This is a genomic window from Nonlabens tegetincola, assembly GCF_002954355.1.
Taxonomy (GTDB): Bacteria; Bacteroidota; Bacteroidia; order Flavobacteriales; family Flavobacteriaceae; genus Nonlabens; species Nonlabens tegetincola.
Window position 1 is genome coordinate 1 of record NZ_MQVV01000005.1, and the last position, 7114, is coordinate 7114.

The 7114-nt window shown below is 38.5% G+C and carries 10 protein-coding genes; all 10 read right to left on the minus strand.

Features of this window, described 5'->3' with window-relative positions; translation table 11 throughout:
- Positions 1-296 precede the first annotated feature (296 nt).
- The gene (locus BST93_RS14080) at positions 297-434 is read right to left on the minus strand and encodes a hypothetical protein (RefSeq protein WP_181072495.1); all 138 of its coding nucleotides are present in this window, start codon (positions 432-434) and stop codon (positions 297-299) included.
- A 367-nt stretch (positions 435-801) separates the two neighbouring features.
- On the minus strand, positions 802-1092 hold the full coding sequence (locus BST93_RS00215; RefSeq protein WP_105017650.1) for a phage tail-like protein: 291 nt from the start codon (positions 1090-1092) through the stop codon (positions 802-804).
- A 309-nt stretch (positions 1093-1401) separates the two neighbouring features.
- Complete coding sequence (locus tag BST93_RS00220; protein WP_146104952.1) at positions 1402-1812, minus strand: hypothetical protein; 411 nt, start codon at positions 1810-1812, stop codon at positions 1402-1404.
- 10 nt (positions 1813-1822) lie between these two features.
- Positions 1823-2128 (minus strand): hypothetical protein, encoded by a 306-nt coding sequence (locus BST93_RS00225; RefSeq protein ID WP_105017652.1) that lies wholly within the window; start codon positions 2126-2128, stop codon positions 1823-1825.
- 644 nt (positions 2129-2772) lie between these two features.
- Entirely contained in the window at positions 2773-2913 is a 141-nt protein-coding gene (locus BST93_RS14085; RefSeq protein WP_181072497.1) for a hypothetical protein, read from the minus strand.
- A gap of 161 nt (positions 2914-3074) precedes the next feature.
- Entirely contained in the window at positions 3075-3215 is a 141-nt protein-coding gene (locus BST93_RS14090) for a hypothetical protein (RefSeq protein WP_181072497.1), read from the minus strand.
- 278 nt (positions 3216-3493) lie between these two features.
- A complete protein-coding gene (locus BST93_RS00230) occupies positions 3494-4426 on the minus strand; it encodes a hypothetical protein (RefSeq protein WP_105017653.1) in 933 nt (310 codons plus the stop codon).
- A 160-nt stretch (positions 4427-4586) separates the two neighbouring features.
- Entirely contained in the window at positions 4587-5030 is a 444-nt protein-coding gene (locus tag BST93_RS00235) for a hypothetical protein (RefSeq protein ID WP_105017654.1), read from the minus strand.
- A gap of 300 nt (positions 5031-5330) precedes the next feature.
- Positions 5331-5753: a hypothetical protein gene (locus tag BST93_RS00240; protein ID WP_105017655.1), complete on the minus strand. Its 423-nt coding sequence runs from the start codon at positions 5751-5753 to the stop codon at positions 5331-5333.
- Between the two features lie 1003 nt (positions 5754-6756).
- Positions 6757-6903 (minus strand): hypothetical protein, encoded by a 147-nt coding sequence (locus BST93_RS14095; protein WP_181072499.1) that lies wholly within the window; start codon positions 6901-6903, stop codon positions 6757-6759.
- Positions 6904-7114: the final 211 nt, after the last annotated feature.

A 7114-nucleotide genomic window follows, 5' to 3' on the forward strand; every position in this document is an offset into this window, starting at 1 on the left:
GTTCAAATTCATCTCCAATTGGAAAAGTGAAATCTATTGAACCAGAAAATTCATTAAATCCATCAACATGCTTATTGTCATTTGAATTAAAATAAAAGTTGTTATTTAAAAATTGAGTCTGATAATGGGATTAATTCTAGGTGTAATAAACCTATCCAGATTATAAAGTCTAATTCTCCTGTAATTCCTATGGAAGTTAATAAACTTAAGTCATCATCTACTTCTAACTCTACATTCTCAAATTCATTTGGTTGGTACCCGAGAAAGTAAGCATGCGATTATCATTGTAAAATCCGCTAGTCCATCATTGTCATTTCGCATATTCCGTCATTAATGACATCTGTATGAAAACTATCTTCCTGTTGGATGTATTTTAAATTACCATAATTATGTAAGGCAGTTTGCGCTTTCGCGAAAGCGTAAACTAATAACAAAGTAAAGAAAGATATTTTTCATAATCTAAATTTTTGTAATACCAATGTTTGAAAATTGGCGTTTAGTGTAGCTCCTTTACATTAAGTACGTATTGAATGTTGACGACGTCATTTGCATTTAGACTAAACATAATTGTTCCTGTGGTGCCCCAGAAGTCTCTACTAGGAATACTTGCAAATCCTCTAGATAAATAACCTCTTCTTGATCCATTGATGAAAACTGCTAGGATATATTATTATCACCTGCCGGCATATTGGTAGTGATATTCTCCAGAGATAAGATAATTTCCTTGTTGAAGTATTGTAATTTCAGAAGTTCCAGATATTGTATAATAATCGTTATTTATCGTAGTAACGTGACTATTAGTCAATGGAAATCATAAAAGGTGTTTATTGCAGTAGGTAAGGAGCCTCCATTACGATTTAATATTACAGTCTTGCTTTCATCTACCGTTAGTTTTTTCCATGTAGTAGCATTTCTCAGGTACAAAGATTGATCTGTGGTATTGTAAACAATAGATCCCTCATTAGGATTAGAAATGCTATTAATCTCGGTTGTGGTCAAAGTAGGTATACCCATTATAGAGTTGGGATCTATTTGAGCTTGTGAGAAAGCGAACCACACGGTAAAGATTAAACTACTTAGGAATAATTTCATGAGCAAGTTATTTGTAGGCTGTAAATAAAAACACTATGGCTTCATTGTTAACATCTGCTGGTTGAACACTAAGTACTGGATTAGTATTATTTACCGTTATATCACCGTTAGTATAAGTAGCATTTACGGTAAAACCATTTGTTGTAAAATTGATAAAGACGCTTCAATTATACCCAAATTAGACCCATTTTGATCACGTATCTTATGCCAACACAATTTGAGCTACTTGAATATCTAGAAATGTCATTGATTGAATTTCCGTGTCCGCCTACGTAAATACTTTGTTGAACTATGCTTCCTCCGTTATTTCTAGCAAAACCGTTTGAAGTTCCATAAGAATTTGAAATCCACGAGCATTATTCCCACACCGTTATCTGCAGCTATATTATCCGATTCAATATTTGCATGAGCAACAAAACTTACTTGTGAAGGTTGAAATGGAACATCTGATATTGTAATTGATCCAGACGAGTTAATAGTGAAGCTACCTAAATAGACATTAGAATCAACAAGCATTTCACTCCAACCAGTATTTGTATATTCTAGCATTCTATTACGGTCTGTATCATATACAATACTACCTTCTTGAACGCCAACTATTGAGTTGATTTCTGCGGTTGTTAAGTTTGATATCCTCATTAAGGAGTCTGGGTTTATTGCAGGCTGAATAAATGAGAATAACAACATTAAAAGCACTATGATAAAAAAGAATCTTTTCATTTAAAATTAATTAAGGTAGTTTAATAATGGTGAACATGAAATCAAGATCAATGTCAACCTTAGGACTAGCACCATTATCGCTATCTCCTATATTCACGTTGAATCCGTTAGCATCATTTCCATAGTACGAAATTCCAGGATCATCGTAGTTTGAACCGCCAGCTGGTGGACAGTTTCCATTACAATCTAATATGGTTAATTGTATTACATATCCCGTTGTTATAGGAGTTGTAAAATTGATACGATAGTCTCCAGTATTAAGTCTAGTAATGCTCGAAGTTCCAAAGCTTGTGATGGTAGAACCATCTCCTGCCACGTTACCAGCTGCAGCAATAGTAGGACCAACAAAATAAGCTCCACCATCTGATCCAACTTGAATACTATTATTGGCATCGGCACTTACGACTTGTGCAGTGGTTGTTGTACCAGCCTCGTTGGTGTAAGTTATTTCTCCAGTAGCATTTGGATCACTAGAAGTTGGTGTGTCATTTTGTGAAAAAGTTGTTACAGTTTCATTGATAGTAAATGCCGAACCATCCTCATCGGTATACGTAGCAATGGTATTAGCATCACCAGCGGTTACTTCAGCATCTGTATTACCAGCAGCTTGAGCAAGTAGGGTAAGCGTTTCTAGGTTAGAGATATCGATAATAGTATCTACACCATCTTCATCGGTATAGGTAAAAGTACCGTCTGTGTTTTCAGCAATCTCTGTAAGCGTTTCTAAGTTAGTAACATCAATGATGGTGTCATTACCAGCTTCATCGGTGTAGGTTACTGTTCCGTTAGTGTTTTCTACTAATGCAGTAACAGTTTCATTGATAGTAAATGCCGAACCATCCTCATCGGTATACGTAGCAATGGTATTAGCATCACCAGCGGTTACTTCAGCATCTGTATTACCAGCAGCTTGAGCAAGTAGAGTAAGCGTTTCTAGGTTAGAGATATCGATAATAGTATCTACACCATCTTCATCGGTATAGGTAAAGTACCGTCTGTGTTTTCAGCAATCTCTGTAAGCGTTTCTAAGTTAGTAACATCAATGATGGTGTCATTACCAGCTTCATCGGTGTAGGTTACTGTTCCGTTAGTGTTTTCCACTAATGCAGTAACAGTTTCATTGATAGTAAATGCCGAACCATCCTCATCGGTATACGTAGCAATGGTATTAGCATCACCAGCGGTTACTTCAGCATCTGTATTACCAGCAGCTTGAGCAAGTAGGGTAAGCGTTTCTAGGTTAGAGATATCGATAATAGTATCTACACCATCTTCATCGGTATAGGTAAAGTACCGTCTGTGTTTTCAGCAATCTCTGTAAGCGTTTCTAAGTTAGTAACATCAATGATGGTGTCATTACCAGCTTCATCGGTGTAGGTTACTGTTCCGTTAGTGTTTTCCACTAATGCAGTAACAGTTTCATTGATAGTAAATGCCGAACCATCCTCATCGGTATACGTAGCAATGGTATTAGCATCACCAGCGGTTACTTCAGCATCTGTATTACCAGCAGCTTGAGCAAGTAGGGTAAGCGTTTCTAGGTTAGAGATATCGATAATAGTATCTACACCATCTTCATCGGTATAGGTAAAAGTACCGTCTGTGTTTTCAGCAATCTCTGTAAGCGTTTCTAAGTTAGTAACATCAATGATGGTGTCATTACCAGCTTCATCGGTGTAGGTTACTGTCCCGTTAGTGTTTCTACTAATGCAGTAACGGTTTCATTGATAGTAAATGCCGAACCATCCTCATCGGTATACGTAGCAATGGTATTAGCATCACCAGCGGTTACTTCAGCATCTGTATTACCAGCAGCTTGAGCAAGTAGGGTAAGCGTTTCTAGGTTAGAGATATCGATAATAGTATCTACACCATCTTCATCGGTATAGGTAAAAGTACCGTCTGTGTTTTCAGCAATCTCTGTAAGCGTTTCTAAGTTAGTAACATCAATGATGGTGTCATTACCAGCTTCATCGGTGTAGGTTACTGTTCCGTTAGTGTTTTCCACTAATGCAGTAACAGTTTCATTGATAGTAAATGCCGAACCATCCTCATCGGTATACGTAGCAATGGTATTAGCATCACCAGCGGTTACTTCAGCATCTGTATTACCAGCAGCTTGAGCAAGTAGGGTAAGCGTTTCTAGGTTAGAGATATCGATAATAGTATCTACACCATCTTCATCGGTATAGGTAAAAGTACCGTCTGTGTTTTCAGCAATCTCTGTAAGCGTTTCTAAGTTAGTAACATCAATGATGGTGTCATTACCAGCTTCATCGGTGTAGGTTACTGTCCCGTTAGTGTTTTCTACTAATGCAGTAACGGTTTCATTGATAGTAAATGCCGAACCATCCTCATCGGTATACGTAGCAATGGTATTAGCATCACCAGCGGTTACTTCAGCATCTGTATTACCAGCAGCTTGAGCAAGTAGGGTAAGCGTTTCTAGGTTAGAGATATCGATAATAGTATCTACACCATCTTCATCGGTATAGGTAAAAGTACCGTCTGTGTTTTCAGCAATCTCTGTAAGCGTTTCTAAGTTAGTAACATCAATGATGGTGTCATTACCAGCTTCATCGGTGTAGGTTACTGTTCCGTTAGTGTTTTCCACTAATGCAGTAACAGTTTCATTGATAGTAAATGCCGAACCATCCTCATCGGTATACGTAGCAATGGTATTAGCATCACCAGCGGTTACTTCAGCATCTGTATTACCAGCAGCTTGAGCAAGTAGGGTAAGCGTTTCTAGGTTAGAATATCGATAATAGTATCTACACCATCTTCATCGGTATAGGTAAAAGTACCGTCTGTGTTTTCAGCAATCCTGTAAGCGTTTCTAAGTTAGTAACATCAATGATGGTGTCATTACCAGCTTCATCGGTGTAGGTTACTGTCCCGTTAGTGTTTTCTACTAATGCAGTAACAGTTTCATTGATAGTAAATGCCGAACCATCCTCATCGGTATACGTAGCAATGGTATTAGCATCACCAGCGGTTACTTCAGCATCTGTATTACCAGCAGCTTGAGCAAGTAGAGTAAGCGTTTCTAGGTTAGAGATATCGATAATAGTATCTACACCATCTTCATCGGTATAGGTAAAAGTACCGTCTGTGTTTTCAGCAATCTCTGTAAGCGTTTCTAAGTTAGTAACATCAATGATGGTGTCATTACCAGCTTCATCGGTGTAGGTTACTGTCCCGTTAGTGTTTTCCACTAATGCAGTAACAGTTTCATTGATAGTAAATGCCGAACCATCCTCATCGGTATACGTAGCAATGGTATTAGCATCACCAGCGGTTACTTCAGCATCTGTATTACCAGCAGCTTGAGCAAGTAGGGTAACGTTTCTAGGTTAGAGATATCGATAATAGTATCTACACCATCTCATCGGTATAGGTAAAAGTACCGTCTGTGTTTTCAGCAATCTCTGTAAGCGTTTCTAAGTTAGTAACATCAATGATGGTGTCATTACCAGCTTCATCGGTGTAGGTTACTGTCCCGTTAGTGTTTTCTACTAATGCAGTAACAGTTTCATTGATAGTAAATGCCGAACCATCCTCATCGGTATACGTAGCAATGGTATTAGCATCACCAGCGTTACTTCAGCATCTGTATTACCAGCAGCTTGAGCAAGTAGGGTAAGCGTTTCTAGGTTAGAGATATCGATAATAGTATCTACACCATCTTCATCGGTATAGGTAAAAGTACCGTCTGTGTTTTCAGCAATCTCTGTAAGCGTTTCTAAGTTAGTAACATCAATGATGGTGTCATTACCAGCTTCATCGGTGTAGGTTACTGTCCCGTTAGTGTTTTCTACTAATGCAGTAACGGTTTCATTGATAGTAAATGCCGAACCATCCTCATCGGTATACGTAGCAATGGTATTAGCATCACCAGCGGTTACTTCAGCATCTGTATTACCAGCAAGCTTGAGCAAGTAGGGTAAGCGTTTCTAGGTTAGAGATATCGATAATAGTATCTACACCATCTTCATCGTATAGGTAAAAGTACCGTCTGTGTTTTCAGCAATCTCTGTAAGCGTTTCTAAGTTAGTAACATCATGATGGTGTCATTACCAGCTTCATCGGTGTAGGTTACTGTTCCGTTAGTGTTTTCCACTAATGCAGTAACAGTTTCATTGATAGTAAATGCCGAACATCCTCATCGGTATACGTAGCAATGGTATTAGCATCACCAGCGGTTACTTCAGCATCTGTATTACCAGCAGCTTGAGCAAGTAGGGTAAGCGTTTCTAGGTTAGAGATATCGATAATAGTATCTACACCATCTTCATCGGTATAGGTAAAAGTACCGTCTGTGTTTTCAGCAATCTCTGTAAGCGTTTCTAAGTTAGTAACATCAATGATGGTGTCATTACCAGCTTCATCGGTGTAGGTTACTGTCCCGTTAGTGTTTTCTACTAATGCAGTAACAGTTTCATTGATAGTAAATGCCGAACCATCCTCATCGGTATACGTAGCAATGGTATTAGCATCACCAGAGGTTACTTCAGCATCTGTATTACCAGCAGCTTGAGCAAGTAGAGTAAGCGTTTCAGGTAGAGATATCGATAATAGTATCTACACCATCTTCATCGGTATAGGTAAAAGTACCGTCTGTGTTTTCAGCAATCTCTGTAAGCGTTTCTAAGTTAGTAACATCAATGATGGTGTCATTACAGCTTCATCGGTGTAGGTTACTGTCCGTTAGTGTTTCTACTAATGCAGTAACGGTTTCATTGATGTAAATGCGAACCATCCTCATCGGTATACGTAGCAATGGTATTAGCATCACCAGCGTTACTTCAGCATCTGTATTACCAGCAGCTTGAGCAAGTAGGGTAAGCGTTCTAGGTTAGAGATATCGATAATAGTATCTACACCATCTTCATCGGTATAGGTAAAAGTACCGTCTGTGTTTTCAGCAATCTCTGTAAGCGTTTAAGTTAGTAACATCAATGATGGTGTCATTACCAGCTCATCGGTGTAGGTACTGTTCCCGTTAGTGTTTTCTACTAATGCAGTAACAGTTTCTTGATAGTAAATGCCGAACATCCTCATCGGTATACGTAGCAATGGTATTAGCATCACCAGCGGTTACTTCAGCATCTGTATTACCAGCAGCTTGAGCAAGTAGGGTAAGCGTTTCTAGTTAGAGATATCGATAATAGTATCTCAACATCTTCATCGGTATAGGTAAAAGTACCGTCTGTGTTTTCAGCAATCTCTGTAAGCGTTCTAAATTAGTAACATCAATGATGGTGTCATTACCAGCTTCATCGGTGTAGGTTACTGTCCC

Excerpts from the sequence above, each read along its gene's own strand:
- BST93_RS00215 (WP_105017650.1), bottom strand. The coding sequence starts at position 1,092 with ATGAAATTATTCCTAAGTAGTTTAATCTTTACCGTGTGGTTCGCTTTC.
- BST93_RS00220 (WP_146104952.1), bottom strand. The coding sequence starts at position 1,812 with ATGAAAAGATTCTTTTTTATCATAGTGCTTTTAATGTTGTTATTCTCA.
- BST93_RS14095 (WP_181072499.1), bottom strand. The coding sequence starts at position 6,903 with ATGCTAATACCATTGCTACGTATACCGATGAGGATGTTCGGCATTTAC.